The sequence below is a fragment of the Bacillus sp. FSL M8-0049 genome (genome assembly GCF_038593355.1).
In the GTDB taxonomy this organism is placed as follows: Bacteria; Bacillota; Bacilli; order Bacillales; family Bacillaceae; genus Bacillus; species Bacillus safensis.
Genome location: NZ_CP151986.1, coordinates 190,769 through 206,988, shown reverse-complemented (window position 1 = coordinate 206,988; position 16,220 = coordinate 190,769). Strand labels below are relative to the sequence as shown.

Here is a 16,220-nt window from a genome sequence, read left to right as displayed (position 1 = left end):
CACGCAAGGCTTTTGATTATTTCACCGCTTGATCAGTAGAAGCTGTTTCAATCGGCTTCCGTTTTCCAATCCCAAATACAAAAAAGCTAAGTGCCACTACAATCAAGAACACAATTCCCACAATGAGAGAAATTCGAGTATCCTGATTAATGAGCATAAACACAAGCACCATCAGTAAGAAACCGATTGTGAGATAATTCGAAAACGGTGCTAACGGCATCTTGAACGGGTGCTGATCAAGTGCTGCCCCCTTTGCCTTTCTGAAGCCAATATGACTAATCAAAATGACAAACCAAGGCACCATCCCAGGAAGGACACTCGCACTATACACATAGACGAAAATGTTTGGCGGAGAAACATAATTCAGGACCACTCCTATCGCTAAACCAATCAGCACAGCGAATGTCCCAAAATACGGTACACCGTTCTTCGAAATTTTCGTAAAGAAAGCAGGCGCCTGACCATTCACACCTAATGTATAAAGCATACGGCCCGCACTGAAAATACCACTATTACAGCCGGACATCGCTGCTGTAATGACAACAAAGTTAATAATACCAGCAGCTGCTGTAATCCCGATCTTCGCAAACGTCGCCACAAATGGACTGCCAAGGGTATTCAGCTGATCCCAAGGATACACAGTCACAATGACAAAGATCGCACCGATATAGAAAATCAAAATACGCCAGATGATACTTTTGATGGCATTTGTCAGCGTCTTTTGCGGATTTTGCGCCTCACCCGCTGTAATCCCAATCAGCTCGACACCTTGATAAGCAGCAATAACTAGAGACAATGCAAACAGGAATCCGCTAAACCCACCTGTAAAGAACCCGCCATGCGCCCAAAGGTTAGACAGCCCAATAGGAGTTCCGCCATTTCCAAAACCGAAGAAAATAATGCCTAAACCTGCAACAATCATCAAGATAATCGTCACAATTTTGATCATCGCAAACCAAAATTCAAATTCACCAAATGACTTAACCGAAATCAAGTTGGCCGCTCCTAAAATGATCATCGCAATTAACCCTGGAATCCACGCAGGCAGCTCTGGGAACCAATATTTCATATAAGCCCCAACCGCAATAATTTCAGACATTCCGACAATGACCCACTGGAACCAGTTACTCCAAGCCGTCATATACCCTGCAAGCGGATGAATATATTGATGCCCGAATGTAGCAAACGACCCTGTACTCGGCTCAAGATATAACATTTCTCCCATCGCACGCATAATAAAAAAGATAAAAATACCACACACTGCGTACGCTAGAAGAACCGATGGACCTGTCCACTGAATGGCCTTCGCTGACCCCATAAATAAGCCAACACCGATTGTGCCGCCAAGAGCGATCATTTGAATATGGCGGGCACTTAACCCTCTCTTTAATTCCTTTTGAGCCACTTTTCTTCCCCCTCATCAACAAACAACATAAAAAATAAAAATCAGAATTTTCATTCTGATTGAGAAACATCAATCTTTCGATGTATATTATCATAATAAATCTACCCTTAAAAAACAATTGTTTTTTTGAGGAAAACACTATTAACAAAATATTCCGACATAAAATTAAGTTCAAATTGTTTTATATTGATATAATCAATAACCAGAAAAATCTTCAAAAAAAGACCGCTCACACGGTCTTCTAAGCTCAAACTGTAAATTTATAGGAACATCAGCAATTGCTTTCCTAAAACACTTTCCTCTGATAAATCACAGTAGAAAGTCCCCAAGACAGCAAGTAGAAGATCATAATCAGCACAGCTGACCCCGTATATAAAACAGGGATCGATAAATTCATAATAAAATCAGTGATCCCACTAAATTGCTCTGCTAAATAGAGAACAACAGGCGGTCCCATAGCAGATAATACGATAAAGCCAATGATCACTGCCGTTGTGATATAACCAGACTTTAAGATATAAAACAATGGAAACGTACACGCCGCGAACAATAAAAACAACCCGCTGCCAATCGCAATATCTGACAGCGAAAACAGCTTCCCAAACACAAATAATGCAGCGCTTGTCAGCACGATCGCAATACTCATATAGAAAATGGCGCCAAGATAACGTGATGCGATAATTTCTTTACGTGTATAGGGCAAGGAGTTTAATAGAATATTCGTTTCTGCCTTTTCATCATACGCATATGTGTTAAATGGAATGAAGACACTAGCGACTAGAAACGTCAATACTGGATGGACATCCATGAAAATAAAAAATAAGATAAACGGAATAAAAATAAGTAACTGCTTCTTTTGCAAAATCACATCACGCTTAATTAAATGAAACATGCGCAACCCCGCCTTTCAAATAAAACATGATATCCTCAAGCGACGCCGGTTCAATCACAAGAGCATCCCCAAAAATAAGTTTCACCTCATCAATCCGATCTGATAATGCTTCAAAACCTGCTGATGTACGCTGAATATGGATAAACGCCTTTTCTGTGTCTCGATCCAATAACTCCAGGCTCCCTTTCACAAGCGTATAACTTTCTGCCACTTCATGAATCGACTGTTGAAAGACCAATCTTCCATTTTGTATAAACGCAATATAATCCGCGATCCGGTCTAAATCAGTCGTCACATGCGTCGAGAAAAAGATCGTCTTATTTCCATCAATCATCAATTCTTGTAACGTGCTGAGCAGCTCTCTTCTAAAAACCGGATCTAAACCAGCAGTTGGTTCATCCATGATAATCAGCTCTGCATGATGTGACAGCGCAATCGCAAGTGAAGCCTTCATCTGCATCCCTTTTGAAAATGTTTTAATCGCTTTATTCAGCGGCAGACCAAACTGTTCAATATATTGATCAAAAAGCTGGTCATCCCAACGTTTATAGGCAGGAGCCACAATCCGTTTGATGTCCTTTAAATTCAATCCTGGAAAAAAAACATTGGCATCGTAAACAAATCCGATTCGTTCCTTAATCTCTTTTTCATGAGTATGATAATCCAATCCAAAGACCTTTATGTCACCTGAATCGGGTTTTAACAAATTCATGATCATTTTAATGGTGGTCGACTTACCCGCTCCATTCTCTCCAATAAACCCTGTAACAAAGCCTTTCTTAACCCGTAAATCAAGATCCTGAACGGAAAAGTCCTTGAATCGTTTCGATACTCCTTTGAATTCAATCACATGCTCCACTCATCTCACTCCTCATATAAGAACTTTAATAACTGCTGCAATTCATCAAAAGATAAGCCTAATTCTTTCCCGTTTGTAACAACCGCTCCAAGCTGTTCCTCGATCACCTTCAATTTCTTCTCTCTCATCACTTCTAAGTTTTGTTCCGCAACAAAAGATCCCTTGCCTACAATCGAATAAATAAATCCCGCTTTCTCTAACTCTTCATACGCTCGCTTTGTTGTAATCACGCTAATTTGTAGATCCTTCGCCAGTTTTCGAATAGACGGCAGCGCTGCACCTTCCGCAAGCTCACCCGTTAAAATCATCGATTTGATTTGATTCGTAATTTGCTCATAGATAGGCTCCTTAGAATGGTTTGAAATCGTAATTTGCATATAAAAACCTCTTTTTTCAGATAGTTGAAACAAAATATTGTATATACACTATATATACATTATATACACACTAAAAGAATATTCAAGCATTTTAAAAAGTGTTCTCCTCATTTTTTTAAAATAAAAAACCGCACAGCCCTTAAGCCATGCGGTTCTTTAACAAAATGCTTTATTTCCAATATACCCATTTTCCCATTAGCCACTCCACAGGACCTCTTCTCCATTTTTTCAAATAGAGATAGCTGAAGAACAGCTGTGCTGTGTACAGCCCGACAGCAAGCAGCAGCCCAAACATTGACCCCAATTGTCCAAATAGACCAAGTCCATAAGAATAGAAAATCGTTGTACAAATAATCGACTGCGCCAAATAGTTTGAGAGAGACAAACGGCCAAGTCCTGCAAGCAGACGTTTGAGGCCGTCGGCTGCCTTCGAATAGTAGAAAACAATAAAAGCCTGAATATACCCAATCGCCAGCACATAACCACCAAGAATCATCACAAATTCACTCCAAGGCGCATCAATGAACGTCGCACATTTTAGTGCAAGGCCGACGACAATGACCCAGACCCAGCCTTTGCGATAGGTCATCCCTCGATCTTCTTCTGTGAGATGCCCTCGTTTACCAATCACCATGCCTAGCAAGGTGAACGGTCCCACCATCATAGTACCGAAAAGAAACCCTAGTATTGGCATGAACATAATGGTCACGATCGCCAGAATAATAGTCACAATCATCATATCGTCTTCAACCGTAATCCGGCTGAGCAAAATATCCCCATAAGCCCCCTTCGCATACACATCAGTTAAAAGCTCATCGGTCCCATAAACGAGGTTCATCATATATGGCACAACGACTAAAGATAACGCCCCTAACACACCAGACCAAATAAGCATTGTTTTAATCCGGCTTCTCAAAAACATCATTAAGAAAAACGTACAAGCTCCATAATAAAGAAGAATGTCACCATTCCAAATAAAGATGTAATGCAGCATCCCAAGCACAATCAGACCAAAACCTCGGCGAACGACTATGGCATTCGTATTTAATCCCTTGGCCTTCGTCGATTCAATCAGCTTGATAAAAGAATACCCAAACAAAAAGGAAAAGATCGGATAAAAAGACCCTTGGAACAAAATTTCCGTCACATATACACCGAATTCCTGTCCCCAAAAACTCGAATCAAACATTCTCTCAAAATCATAATCATATTGGAAATTAAGCATATTCACAATCAAAATACCTAATAAACTAAAACCACGTAAACTATCAATCAACTCAATTCTAGATCCCTTCAACACGACAGCTCCTTCGGACAATATAAAGATAAAGCATATTTATCCTACCACACTTTTAAAAAAATGGTTTCCATCCCCATGTGAAAAAGTGCGTTTTAAGGTAAATTTAATAAAAAAACCTAGAATCTATATTCTAGGTATCATACTGAATACTTATAACTTATGACTTTCTTCTTCCCGCAACACACGCTTCAAATAAAACAAAATTCCCAAACCGAATAAAATCAACGCCATTTCCAAGTCTGCAGAAATCGGCAGCCATTTCAGCATCATTAAAACCAGCAAAACCGCTCCAACACCTGCGAAAAAAATGACGTTTCTTTTTAATTCTTTGTTTGATTGAAACAACACTCTCTCCTCCACTGTTTATCCAATTGAATGTTTTTCTAACTTTTTCAATATTCTTTCCCAGCCGGTATCTCCCATTTTTCGATCTATTAACTGCCCCTCTTGATCAAAGAGGCAAAAGCTAGGTAATCCTTGAATCTTATACTTTGCAACAATCTCATAATCTTGATCCAATACAATAGGAGCGTTCATATTCTTTTCCTCTGCATACTCTGAAACAACACCTGCCGATTTTTCCTCTTCTGTATATGGAACATGGACACAGGTTAAATGAATACCCAGCTCATTCACACGTTGTAGGATATGATTGGTTAATTCTTCACAATGAGGACAATTGACTGACCAAAAATAAAGAAGCTGATGCTGTCCCTTAGGTACACTCCTTTGATCTGAAGGGTAAATCCAAGGAAGATTCTCAGGCCAGTTGAGTTTCTGCGTTCCCACTATACATCCCCCTTATCTTTTAGGTGAAAGGCGATGATTTTTCCTAATGCTTCCTCAGCAGCAAAAGGAGTGACGCTGCCTGTTGGATTTTCTTGTTCTTGTTTTAAGCACTCGTACATGTTTTTTTCAATTTTTGATGGATCAATCCAAGAGATACACCATGATGCCCAGAAACAAGTAGGTCCCTCATAACGTTTAGCAAGTGCCAGAAGAAATGGCAAGCTAGGTTGCCCAATCCTCATGAGTGACATGGCAGCGGCCATTCTTGTATCTTCTTCGTCACTTTCTAATAGCCGAGCTAGCGGTTCTGCTGCGTCCCCCGCATCTGCTCCAAATTCACCAAGTACAGCTGCTGCAATGTTCCGCAGAGAGCCTTTTTCTTTTAAAGCCTCAACAAGGACGGGCACTGCATCTTTTCCATATTTTCTTAAATCTCCTATTGCTTGAACGATCGTTACTTCATTTGTATTGGCCAATTGTTGAACTGATTGAGACAGCTTATTTTCTGGTTTCATTTACAATCAACTCCTCTTTTTAATGAACCGCACGGTATCGATAACAAAGCACATAAAATCCAGCCCCAGCCACTAGGGATACAATTGTAGTCAACAAGCCATCAGTGATGAGATGAACGATAATAATGACCATAGCACTGATCACAGACGCAAATAGCAAGGATCGATAATAGATGGCCAAAGCAAAACTCCTTTCTCGTCTCAGAGGCTGCATAAAGGCAAAGAGCCGTATGGCCAAAAACCATATATAAACTCCTCCACCAAATAAGATCCAATACAATACATCCTGAATCTCAACCAAATAAAGAGAAATCAAGTAGAAAGCATACAGCCAAAAGGTTTGAAACACTTCTAACAGAATGATTTTTTGATATAAAGCTCCTGGAAAAAGGTAGAGCACTCCTGTTTGTGCGTGTCTTACAATCCCTGCATAATATGAACTAAAAAGAACGGATGCCGCCATGACGATCAAGAATAGATTCAGCCAATCTGAAAAATAAGTAAAGACGACATAGTAAGTACTAATTAACAGCATGGTAGATAACAAATGGAAGGTCCTATACTTTTTGATCAGCAATAATTCAATCCAAAGAAAAGCCCAGATGCCCGTTAATGCTGGAAGTCCCCACCATGTCTTGCCCTTTTTTTGAACCATTGGACTTGATTGAATATGTTTCCCCTCAAATTCCTCCCAAAATACTGCCTCTTTGACTAAAGACTCCTTCATCTCTAAACGATGACTAGCCCTGTACATCATCATGAAAGATAGAAACATCACTCCAATAAAAATAAAGACAGAAAGAATGGAGAACTCTTCGATCATACGTCCAGCTTGAAACATCAAAGAATCAGCAATGTTCATCAATGAAGGCTGTTTCATCACCAATTGATTCAAAACAAGCAGTGCAAAGCTGAAAAACATCAAGACAAAACCGAGTAAGAGCAAACGCTTGTATACTCGAATGGTTCTAGCACAAGACACCGCAATCATCCAAGTTTCGACCATACATAACAGCCCTGTCAGGATGAGTGATTTGCCAAGCAGAAACGGGTACTGCTGCGTCATAAAAAACAGAAGAAGGTCCGCAGCCAAAGCAGAGATAATGAGAAGAGCCCCTCGCCAGAAAATGTGATACATCCACACACTGATAACAACCGTCCATAAAGAAGCGCCATTTCCATATAACCAAATGATATCGTTCATCTGACTAGGCAGCCGATTCGTAAACAAACCAAAACCCGTATAAAGAACAAACAAACAGACAATAATCCATCCTGCTGCACTTGTATCCCAATCACCCATACTTGAAACTGCGCTTAGCTGAAAACCAATTGCCGCTATGAAAAGAAGTAAGATCAGAAAAGGCATTTTCTTTTCTTGATTTTTACTGATCAAGCGCCTTTGAGATTTCATCCATAAAAGGGAGAGTGTGTTATTCACTTGACCACTCCCCCAGAAGTTGAATGACTTCTGCCCTCCACTCAACCTGTTCTTCCTTTATTTGAGGAACATCCATACTCTTCATGATGGCACCGTCTCGAATCAATACCACCCTACTGGCTGTATCGAGAACGAACTCCAGACTATGAGTCGACACAAAGACCGACCCACCTTGACTGCTTTTTTGTCTCAGCCAATCCGACAGCCACTGTTTAGACGGAATATCTAACCCGACAGTCGGTTCATCTAATATAAAAAGGGAGGCATCTTGAACAATCGCTCCTGCTAAGACGACACGCTGCTTTTGGCCTCTTGAAAGCCTTCCGCACAGTTCATTCATCTTCTCTTTCATATGTACTTCTTTCAACGCTTCATATACCTTTTCCTTGATCTGTTTTAAGCCTTTATGATATCCACGAGCACGGAATTGAACATGTTCAGCAGCCGTTAGGTCTGGATACAAATAGGGGTGATCAGGAATAAGCGCGACTTGTTTTTGAACATGGGCATGACCAGGCGGGAAACCCTCAATGAGAATCTCCCCTCCATCTGGTTTATATAGACCCGTTAAACATCGAATCGTTGTCGTCTTCCCGGCACCATTAGGCCCAAGCAGTGCCACAACCTCACCTGCTTCGATGGAAAACGACAGACCTTCTATCCCATCACCATTGCTATATCGTTTGCTTACATTCTGAACCTCCATGAATGGCATCAAATCTCTCCCTTTGATTAGAGTGATGTATGCTTATCTATGGTGTGTTATAAAATCAAAAAACGAATGTCATTAGACCTACTAACCCCTAACCCTAATATTACCATATAGAGAATAACAAGGTAATAGGAATGAGGTAATCTATTCTATATACAACGGAAAAAGAAAATAGATTATGTACAAAATAAAAAAAGATTGGGTTGCAGTATCCCAATCTTTTATCTATTAACCCAAAACGATCTCCTGACACGCCCAAGCATCCACCTCTACCTTTAAAGCAGGAGAAGCCAATGCCACCACATAAATCATTGTCATACAAGGCAGATGATCGCCTAAAAACTGCCCCATGATTCGTTTCCTGCTCTCAGCATCGAACTCTCCCACGAGATAAAAAACTAGTTTCGTTATATCTTCGACGGCCATATCTGCCGCTTCTACATTTCGTTTCACATTCTCTAATGCTAGTTCGAGCTGCTCCAACGGGCTCTCGGGAATTGTTCCATCCACCTCCATCCCCACTTGACCTGATAAGGTTAACCACCGCTGTGGCCCTGTTGTCTCTATTTGATGGGTATATGGTGCAACTGGCGGGTGAATGGTCTCAGGATTACGTGATATTCTCATGAATAAAAACCCCTTTTCTGAAAAAACAGTCAATTTTTATCATCATATCAAACTTTCTACCTTATTCAGATTTTTATGCTCATAGTAAACCTGAAGAAGCAATCGCAACAGCCTGCTATAATTCTTGTTTTCTAAAAAGAAACCATCCGATGAGAAAAAAGAAAACAATCAATACCGATACACCTAAAAAACTTGTAAGTACCTGATCCGAATAAGTCCCCTTATGAATCATCTCTTCGGCTGCACTTGTCACGCCTTTAGGCGCAAACTTCCCTAATGTCTCTTCATAAAATGAAGGGACGGTAAACAGAATAAGGTTGATCAAAAGCGACACACCGCCAGCTGTGACAGAACGTTGAAAGAACGCCGAAGCACAAATGGTCGATACCACAATCAGCAATAAATTTGGATAATAAAGAAGTGTTCCTTTTAACACATTGACCCAATTCACATGCCCAAATTGAATGTCCACATAATAAACAGAGGCAAGCACCGCCACCACCAAACTAAACAAAGTCAAACAGGCATAGGCGCATATTTTCGAGACATAATAACTCGTTCGACTGATCGGTTTCACCATAATCATCGCCGTCACTCCAGAGGCACGCTCTCCAGCGATCGTCCCCATCACGATCATAATCAGGATAAACACACCTAGCGAATCAAATTTACTCAATGCACTCGCCAAAGCCTCTCCTGCACTAGGCTCTGGTATATAAAATGTAGACCCTTCAGGTAAATTAGCTGATTTCGATAGAAGATCCGGCAGCATTTTGAGCGTAATAGGCTGCGTAATCATTAAAATCGTAAAAATGATTGGCACAAACAACATTTTATAACTAGTGAATAACTCCCTAAATTCCTTTTTCAACATCATTATGCATTCACAACCTTCATGAAAATATCTTCAAGCGTCAGCTTAGATAGTCGATAATGGAGGAGAACACCGCCAGATTCAGTGATGAGACGAGGCAGCTCCTTCAATGCTATTTGTTGATCGTTCACTCGCAGCTGATAAGCATCTCCTGTCTCAAAGCATTCCTCCACCCAATCCCGCTCTTTTAACAAAGCCAATAATTTCGTATCCTGTTGTTCTAATTGAAATTCAATCACTGGCTGGATATAGTCTTCTTTGATCTGTTTCATGGAAGAAGACATCTCAATTTTGCCACTGTTGATCATGATAATATGATCTGCCACACGTTCAATGTCATCTAAAATATGGGTCGACATAAAGATCAACATCTCTTGTTTCAGACGCTCAATCAATGTCAGAACGTCTTTTCTCCCCATGGGATCAAGTGCAGACACAGGTTCATCCAAGATGAGAACCTTCGGGCTGTTGATAAGCGCCTGCGCAATGGCAAGCCTCTGCTTCATGCCTCCGCTATAGCTGCCAATGGCACGATCCTTCGCCTCATACACCCGGCAAAGCTTCAACAGCTCCTCTGTTTTGGAGCGAATGATTTTTTTCTCTAAGTGAAATAACCCGCCAACCCAATGCATCCACTCCTGCCCCGTCATATCCTGATAAAATGCAGGGTGCTGCGGACAATACCCAATCACATGACTGATTTGGTCCATCTCCTTTGCGACATCCAAACCAGCCACCTTCACGACCCCAGAAGTAGGACGAGCAAGCCCCGTCAGAATCCGAATCGTCGTTGTCTTCCCCGCTCCATTGCCCCCTAAAAAACCAACACATCCAACCTCCCCAACAGAAAAGGAAACCTCTTTTAACACTTCATGCCGTCCATACGATTTCGTCAGCCCGTGACACTCCAACATATTCAAACGAATCCCCCCTACTAAGATTGTTTACGACCAAAAATCAAATACGCAATAGGACCGGCACTTGCCACAAACACAATCACCAAAGCCCAAATCCACTTCACCTCTCCTCTGACCCTCGATGGATCTCTTTTCAGCAAATCAAACAAACCAATCACCATCAAAATCGCTTGCAGCAAAATAAGAGGTAATATCATCTTCATATCCATCCACGCCACTCCCTTTTCAAACGCCAATTTGTTTTGGTATCACTTCTTTTGACGACATGGAGAATGAATTCGTTCAAATGGATTTTATTTTTATTGGTCGAATGGTCTATAAATATAAAAAAGCCCAGTGAAGGTTGTTCACTGGGCTTACTGGTTTATAGATGCTGATGATAGCATACACAAAAAATTCTTTTTGCAAATTTCTTACAGAGCTTAAATAGGCTCAATCAATAAATTTAAGCGCCTTTGATTCAGGTATATTAGTTTTATTAGAAAAAAACATATACTCCGATGCTTGTCTCTTTCTGTCAGCACTATAATTCAATATATAAGTTTTATATGATAATGAAGAATACATCTTTTTTATTTCTTCATTATAATCATAAGTAACTATCCACTTTTGATCGTTTAAAGCTTCCTGAATTACTTTAGATAATTTATAGTGATCTTCATGTTTAAAGAAATTTGTATAAAGACCTGGACCCTTTTGATAATAAGGAGGGTCGAAGAAAGTAAACGCGCCCTTTGTATCGACAATCACATCGCTAATAAATTCTGTTGCATCCACATTAAATATTTTAAATTTGTCTCTATTATCACCTATAATTTTAACTTTTTCTATAAGCTTTTCTTTAGAATATCTGCAATCAAGTTTATAATTACCGCTTTGAGTTATGCCACCTATAACTCCTGCCTTTATAATACCAGACCTGTTTGTTCTATTTAAAAAGAATGTAGAGAAGCCTAAGCTTAATAAAGATTCTTGATGCTTATTTTTTTGTATCTCTTTTTGTTTAAACCAATTATCCATACTAATAGGTGTTTCTCTTATTAAGTCTATAAATTCTTGATTTTTATACAACACACAATACCAAAAGGCATATATTGATCTATCATAGTCATTTAAATACACTTGTTTAACTTTATTATTAATTAACAACTGTAAAGAAACTGCAGACCCACCTGCAAATGGTTCTATATATATATTACTATTATTAATCTCTATTAATTGTTCTACGTATTTATATGTCTTAAATTTTCCACCCGGATACCTTAAAGGGGAGGGATTTGTCATTTTTTCACTTCCTATAGTACAACTTACATTTTAAGGTCAAACAGGCATTTCTTCGCCTTTTTTATTAAGATTATTTTCTTTGTACTCTATAAGTCTACTCTCATTAGATGTCACTAACAAATTGTTTTTCTTAGCCGCATTATTAAAAGTTCGTGAAAATTGAATTAAGAATTCTACAACGATATTAAAATTGTCTTTCATCCAATGCTCTATGATAACTTCTAGTATAATTTTATTATCTTTAAACCACTCTTTGTATTTCTCTCTATCTTTTTTAAAACGAGAATATTTTTCTGATTTTGGGCCGTTATTTACTAATGAACGTTTAGAGTATCCATACTGAAAGAAATCATTAAATATATTAGTATCATCATCTAATTTTTCAATATAATCATATAAAATTGCTTCGGGTGACTCTGAACAAGGTAATTTAACAATTACTTGATTATTTTCGGCATGATCATTATATCCAAAAGGCAATTCCCTTATTTTATTATTTATAACATTACTATCAACATCTCCATCTAATAAAAATATACATTGACTGAAATAATCAAAGTCCTGTGTTAATAATGTAAGTAGTTGATTTGAACCGATTTTTGTTTTTAACATCTTTAAATAGGGTGATATCAAACTGTATCTATAGATATCTTTTATTTCTGCATATTCCATTATTTTATTAAAGAACCAACGTGTCTCTTCATCCTCAGAATATATTAATATTTGTTTACTAGATTCTAAACCTTGATATGTGTTGGTCAAATCATAATATATTCCACTCATTTTGGGATTTCTATGAATTTCGAGAATCGAATTAGCTACTGTTAAATAACACAGTTCAATGTTATTGTTTACTTCAACTTTATTATGCTGAATTTTTTTATTTATATGTTCCAGTAGGCTTAAACTATGAGTTGTAAAAACCACTTGAATACCTATAGTTTTTGCTTCTTTATATAAGAAGTCTATTAACTTATTTTGTGCAGCTGGATGAAGAGTAGCATCTATTTCATCTATTAAAAGCAATCCACCATTCCATTTCTCTTCATCCTCTTCTTTTAATTTTCTAAAAGATAATACACTCATTAAAATTTGTCCTAAATTATCTTGTCCAGCAGAGTTAGTCAAGTAGTCATAATGTTCAGTAGAAACTCCTATTGATTTCTTTTTATCCACTTCTGATATACTTAGAGAAGTTAAATTTGTGTATTTTTCTTCACTTGATAAGATCATTTTATAATGATTATATAAATAACTCTTATCTGATTCATCTAGTTTTTTTGTGTTTTTTATTTCATTTACCTCACTAGACTCTCCAATAGGATACAAACGGCTTAACCCCAAATAGTACGTTGGCCACTTTATTTTCTTTTCAGTTTGTCTTTTATCTGTTTTCATTGGTACTAACTTATACCTTTTTTTCTTCTCAGCCCAATACGCTCTAAAAGATAATTCTTCAGTAAAATCGAAATCATTAATACTTTCGGGCAATTCTTTAAAATGAACTTCGTATAGATTATTACCTGACAAATCAAATTCAGGAGAAAACTTCACTATTTCATTTAAATGAGCTCTGAAATTTTGTCCAAAAACCGTAATTGCATCACTTTTTTTATATTCTCCACAATGTCCCAGTAGTCCAAGCAATGTAGATTTACCTACGGCATTATGACCAGCTAAACATGTGAGATATTTACCTAATTTAATCTCAGTATCTTTAAAACGACGATACTTATTAATGTAAATATTGTCTATATACATTCCTAATATCTCCTTCAACTAAAATAATAGATAAAAAAACCTTCAATTACTTATTATTGTAAATGAAGGTTTAAAAATTTGGTAGTTTTATTTTTTAGTGCAAAGATATCCCCTACTCCACCGTCACACTCTTCGCAAGGTTACGTGGTTTATCCACATCACACCCGCGGTGAAGGGCTGCGTAGTAAGCAATCAGCTGTAATGGAACAACAGATGCAAGTGGTGCAAGTGCTGGGTGTACAGCTGGAAGGACGAAACGGTCGCCTTCGTCTTCTAGGCCTTTTAGTGAGATGACACATGGGTTTGCTCCGCGTGCAACGACTTCTTTGACGTTACCGCGAATGCTGAGGTTCACGTGCTCTTGTGTTGCAAGGGCAATGACCGGTGTGCCTTCTTCAATTAAAGCAATTGTGCCGTGTTTGAGTTCTCCGCCAGCAAAGCCTTCTGCTTGGATGTAAGAGATCTCTTTTAGCTTCAGTGAACCTTCAAGGCACACATAGTAGTCAAGTCCTCTTCCGATAAAGAATGCGTTACGTGTCACTGTGAAGAAATCACGAGCGATTTGTTCCATTTCATCCTTTTGATCCACAAGGGCTTCCATTGCGTTTGCTACAATACCAAGCTCTTTCACAAGATCAAAGTCAAGAGATTGACCGTTTAATTCAGCTGCAACAGATGCAAGGATTGAAAGTACAGCGATTTGTGCTGTGTAGGCTTTTGTTGAAGCCACTGCAATTTCAGGTCCTGCATGAAGAAGCAATGTGAAGTCCGCTTCACGAGAAAGCGTAGATCCTGGTACGTTTGTGATCGTTAATGCTTTATGACCAAGTTCTTTGACTTGAACAAGTACAGCACGGCTGTCGGCAGTCTCTCCAGATTGAGAAAGGAAGATGAACAACGGCTTTTTCGATAGAAGCGGCATGTTGTAAGAGAATTCACTTGCTACATGGACTTCTACAGGTACTTTTGCCCAGTCTTCAATGTATTGTTTACCGACAAGTCCAGCATGGTAGCTCGTTCCGCAAGCCACAATGTAAATGCGGTCTGCTTCTGCTACTGCGCTTGCGATATCGCCAGCAACTGACAGCTTGCCGTTTTCGTCTTGATATTCTTGGATGATTTTACGCATAACAAGCGGCTGTTCATCCGTTTCTTTTAACATGTAGTGAGGATATGTGCCTTTCTCAATGTCGCTTGCATCAAGCTCAGCGATATAAGAAGGGCGTGTCATGATATCACCGTCAAGGTTTTTAATAATAACCTCGTCTTTTGTGACAATGACCATTTCTTTATCCATTAATTCCGCATATTCGTTTGTTACTTGAAGCATCGCCATTGCGTCAGAAGCCACAACGTTGAAATCTTCGCCGAAACCAACCAATAATGGGCTTTTGTTTTTCGCCACATAGATTGTTTCTTTGTTTTCGTTATCGAAAAGGGCAATCGCGTAAGAGCCTTTTAGTTGAAGAAGCGTTTGACGGAAAGCTTCCTCTGTATCAAGACCTCTGTTTACAAATTGTTCGATGACTTGAACAACAACCTCTGTATCTGTGTCGCTTTTTAGTGTGACGTCTTGTAAATATTCGCGTGTCAATTGTACATAGTTCTCGATGACACCGTTATGAACAAGCGTAAAACGGCCAGAAACACTTTGATGCGGATGCGCATTTAGATGGCTTGGTACACCGTGAGTTGCCCAGCGTGTATGTCCGATTCCTGCTGAAGATGCCACGTTTGCATCCACGACTTCACGAAGCTCAGCGATACGTCCTTTTTCTTTGAACACATGCACGCCATCTTCGTTTGCCACAGCGATACCTGCTGAATCATACCCGCGGTACTCAAGCTTCTCTAAACCTTTTAGTAAGATTTCCTTCGCATCATTCTGACCAATATAACCTACGATTCCACACATAAATTTTCTTCCTCCCGATCATGTGAAAGGGACAAAGAAAGCCTACTAAAATAGAAGGGACATTTCTTCGTCCCTCTCTACATGTTTAATTTGGGAGATCATGTGTATTCCCTTTGTACAAAGAGTCACCTCTTTGCTTTAAAGAAACACTTACGGCTGTGATCTCTTTTTTTGATCAGCCGGGAGGCATCCGCCGAAAATTCGATAACCTCCATCCTCGTCAACTAAGCATCTTTCGTCCGATCGCTTAGTTCGGGCGCTATAATTATAAGAGAGTTTCTGAACATCTACCCTGCCTTTCCTGATAGAATAAAAATCCAGTAACACAAGGATGATTGTACTATAAGGTCTGACCTCCGTCAATCACAATGTGCGGGTAATCCCCTTCATTTGAGAAAGTGAGACCTCCATACACTATATGCGATGAGGCTTGTCTCGTTCTACCTTTGATGTGCTCTCCTATGTATGAAGACAGCGGCAAATTGCCCTCGCTTATAAGATTCGTACAAATCCATCCATTTATGTCGCTTATTCGAAAAAAAAGCAAACCGC

The 16,220-nt window shown here is 39.1% G+C and carries 17 protein-coding genes; all 17 read right to left on the bottom strand.

Features of this window, described 5'->3' with window-relative positions; all coding sequences use genetic code 11:
* Positions 1–16: 16 nt before the first annotated feature.
* Positions 17–1,405: an amino acid permease gene (locus NSU13_RS01170; protein WP_254001537.1), complete on the bottom strand. Its 1,389-nt coding sequence runs from the start codon at positions 1,403–1,405 to the stop codon at positions 17–19.
* A gap of 286 nt (positions 1,406–1,691) precedes the next feature.
* Positions 1,692–2,297 carry an ABC-2 transporter permease gene (locus NSU13_RS01165; protein ID WP_254001536.1) on the bottom strand — a complete coding sequence of 202 codons (606 nt, stop codon included), beginning with the start codon at positions 2,295–2,297 and terminating at the stop codon, positions 1,692–1,694.
* The gene (locus NSU13_RS01160) at positions 2,281–3,156 is read right to left on the bottom strand and encodes an ABC transporter ATP-binding protein (protein ID WP_342489762.1); all 876 of its coding nucleotides are present in this window, start codon (positions 3,154–3,156) and stop codon (positions 2,281–2,283) included. Before NSU13_RS01160 ends, NSU13_RS01165 begins: the two co-directional genes overlap by 17 nt.
* A gap of 5 nt (positions 3,157–3,161) precedes the next feature.
* A complete protein-coding gene (locus tag NSU13_RS01155; RefSeq protein WP_003217079.1) occupies positions 3,162–3,533 on the bottom strand; it encodes a GntR family transcriptional regulator in 372 nt (123 codons plus the stop codon).
* A 169-nt stretch (positions 3,534–3,702) separates the two neighbouring features.
* The gene (locus tag NSU13_RS01150) at positions 3,703–4,830 is read right to left on the bottom strand and encodes a DUF418 domain-containing protein (protein ID WP_342489761.1); all 1,128 of its coding nucleotides are present in this window, start codon (positions 4,828–4,830) and stop codon (positions 3,703–3,705) included.
* A 153-nt stretch (positions 4,831–4,983) separates the two neighbouring features.
* Positions 4,984–5,178 carry a hypothetical protein gene (locus NSU13_RS01145; RefSeq protein WP_342489760.1) on the bottom strand — a complete coding sequence of 65 codons (195 nt, stop codon included), beginning with the start codon at positions 5,176–5,178 and terminating at the stop codon, positions 4,984–4,986.
* 18 nt (positions 5,179–5,196) lie between these two features.
* Positions 5,197–5,622 (bottom strand): TlpA disulfide reductase family protein, encoded by a 426-nt coding sequence (locus NSU13_RS01140; RefSeq protein ID WP_342489759.1) that lies wholly within the window; start codon positions 5,620–5,622, stop codon positions 5,197–5,199.
* On the bottom strand, positions 5,622–6,137 hold the full coding sequence (locus NSU13_RS01135; protein WP_342489758.1) for a HEAT repeat domain-containing protein: 516 nt from the start codon (positions 6,135–6,137) through the stop codon (positions 5,622–5,624). Before NSU13_RS01135 ends, NSU13_RS01140 begins: the two co-directional genes overlap by 1 nt.
* 19 nt (positions 6,138–6,156) lie before the next feature.
* Positions 6,157–7,578 (bottom strand): sporulation killing factor system integral membrane protein, encoded by a 1,422-nt coding sequence (gene skfF / locus NSU13_RS01130; protein WP_342489757.1) that lies wholly within the window; start codon positions 7,576–7,578, stop codon positions 6,157–6,159.
* On the bottom strand, positions 7,571–8,293 hold the full coding sequence (locus NSU13_RS01125) for an ABC transporter ATP-binding protein (RefSeq protein ID WP_081123894.1): 723 nt from the start codon (positions 8,291–8,293) through the stop codon (positions 7,571–7,573). The genes skfF and NSU13_RS01125 overlap by 8 nt, the downstream gene beginning before the upstream one ends.
* Positions 8,294–8,518: 225 nt before the next feature.
* Positions 8,519–8,917 (bottom strand): RidA family protein, encoded by a 399-nt coding sequence (locus NSU13_RS01120; protein ID WP_075622216.1) that lies wholly within the window; start codon positions 8,915–8,917, stop codon positions 8,519–8,521.
* A 115-nt stretch (positions 8,918–9,032) separates the two neighbouring features.
* A complete protein-coding gene (locus NSU13_RS01115) occupies positions 9,033–9,797 on the bottom strand; it encodes an ABC transporter permease (protein ID WP_326133469.1) in 765 nt (254 codons plus the stop codon).
* Positions 9,794–10,711, bottom strand: a complete 918-nt coding sequence (locus NSU13_RS01110) for an ABC transporter ATP-binding protein (protein ID WP_326133436.1) — start codon at positions 10,709–10,711, stop codon at positions 9,794–9,796. The genes NSU13_RS01115 and NSU13_RS01110 overlap by 4 nt, the downstream gene beginning before the upstream one ends.
* A gap of 14 nt (positions 10,712–10,725) precedes the next feature.
* Positions 10,726–10,917, bottom strand: a complete 192-nt coding sequence (locus NSU13_RS01105; RefSeq protein ID WP_342489756.1) for a PLD nuclease N-terminal domain-containing protein — start codon at positions 10,915–10,917, stop codon at positions 10,726–10,728.
* A gap of 223 nt (positions 10,918–11,140) precedes the next feature.
* Positions 11,141–11,992, bottom strand: coding sequence for a DNA adenine methylase (locus NSU13_RS01100; protein WP_342489755.1), 852 nt, complete (start codon positions 11,990–11,992; stop codon positions 11,141–11,143).
* A gap of 36 nt (positions 11,993–12,028) precedes the next feature.
* Positions 12,029–13,753: an AAA family ATPase gene (locus tag NSU13_RS01095; protein ID WP_342489754.1), complete on the bottom strand. Its 1,725-nt coding sequence runs from the start codon at positions 13,751–13,753 to the stop codon at positions 12,029–12,031.
* Positions 13,754–13,865: 112 nt separating this feature from the next.
* On the bottom strand, positions 13,866–15,668 hold the full coding sequence (gene glmS, locus NSU13_RS01090) for a glutamine--fructose-6-phosphate transaminase (isomerizing) (protein ID WP_326136118.1): 1,803 nt from the start codon (positions 15,666–15,668) through the stop codon (positions 13,866–13,868).
* Between the last annotated feature and the right edge of the window lie 552 nt (positions 15,669–16,220).

Coding starts and splice junctions, on each gene's coding strand:
- NSU13_RS01100 (WP_342489755.1), bottom strand. CDS start 11,992: ATGACAAATCCCTCCCCTTTAAGGTATCCGGGTGGAAAATTTAAGACA.
- NSU13_RS01095 (WP_342489754.1), bottom strand. CDS start 13,753: ATGTATATAGACAATATTTACATTAATAAGTATCGTCGTTTTAAAGAT.
- NSU13_RS01135 (WP_342489758.1), bottom strand. CDS start 6,137: ATGAAACCAGAAAATAAGCTGTCTCAATCAGTTCAACAATTGGCCAAT.
- glmS (WP_326136118.1), bottom strand. CDS start 15,668: ATGTGTGGAATCGTAGGTTATATTGGTCAGAATGATGCGAAGGAAATC.
- NSU13_RS01120 (WP_075622216.1), bottom strand. CDS start 8,917: ATGAGAATATCACGTAATCCTGAGACCATTCACCCGCCAGTTGCACCA.
- NSU13_RS01105 (WP_342489756.1), bottom strand. CDS start 10,917: ATGGATATGAAGATGATATTACCTCTTATTTTGCTGCAAGCGATTTTG.
- NSU13_RS01125 (WP_081123894.1), bottom strand. CDS start 8,293: ATGCCATTCATGGAGGTTCAGAATGTAAGCAAACGATATAGCAATGGT.
- NSU13_RS01155 (WP_003217079.1), bottom strand. CDS start 3,533: ATGCAAATTACGATTTCAAACCATTCTAAGGAGCCTATCTATGAGCAA.
- NSU13_RS01165 (WP_254001536.1), bottom strand. CDS start 2,297: ATGTTTCATTTAATTAAGCGTGATGTGATTTTGCAAAAGAAGCAGTTA.